1 protein-coding gene is annotated in these 818 nt (G+C 72.4%); it reads right to left on the bottom strand.

Annotated elements, in window-relative coordinates:
- Positions 1 to 307: 307 nt before the first annotated feature.
- Positions 308 to 818 (bottom strand): glycerophosphodiester phosphodiesterase family protein (locus tag B3E43_RS14230; RefSeq protein WP_292030629.1); only part of this gene is annotated, 511 nt, incomplete at its 5' end.

Genomic DNA, 818 nt, shown 5'->3' with positions numbered 1-818 from the left:
GGCTCCGCCTGCCACCTTCCCCCGAATTGGGGGAAGGGAAGGGCATGGGCTCTCCGCAAAAAATGCCGAAAAGCTGCCTTCTCGCCCCTGCGCGGGCGTGGCCAAGCCGGAGCTGGGCTGTGGGTTCGCCGCGCCTGGGGCGGTCGCGGGGGTGTGGATTGTCAAAGACCGGCGGCGGTCCGGGGACCGACGGGGCCTATTTTACGGGGGCGCCAATCTGCGCTGAGAAGAAAAATTTCGCGGAGGGGCGAGAAGGGAGCTTTGGGGGTCGGAAGGGGACGGAGGATCGGGGGCGGGAAGGGAGGCTTCAGCGGCCGAGCGCGGGCTGGTCCATGAAGGCGGCGTCGAGGCCGTAGACGGCAAAGCGGGCGAGGCGTTCGCGCGCGCGGCCGTGCGCCGCCGGGTCGTCGCCGATGCGGTCGGCCTCGGGCAGGAAGGCGTTCTCGGCGCGGAAGGTCCAGGCGGCGACCCTGAGGCCGGCGGCGTGGGCCTCGGCGATCAGGGCGGTCGGGGCGCCGGGGGTCGGTTCGATCAGGGCCGTGTCGGCGCCGATCCAGTCGGCGTAGCGCGCGATGCCGGCGAGGCCTTCGGGCGTGGTCATGGCGGCGTAGCTGAGGTCCGGGCGGTCGAAGGGGCCGCCGGATGCGGCGACCAGTTGCAGCAGCGGGGCGGCGAGGCGGGCGCGGAGGCGTTGCAGGGCTCCGACCTCGAAACACTGGATCAGGATCGGGGCGTCGGCGCCGGTCAGGCCGCGGCGTTGCAGGGTTGCGACGAAGACCTCCTCCATCGGCAGGCCGAGGGCGGCGAAATACGACGGG

This window comes from Brevundimonas sp. UBA2416 (assembly GCF_002343105.1).
GTDB lineage: Bacteria > Pseudomonadota > Alphaproteobacteria > Caulobacterales > Caulobacteraceae > Brevundimonas.
The sequence above is the reverse complement of the archived record's forward strand: the minus strand, read 5'-3'. Positions and strand labels throughout refer to the sequence as shown.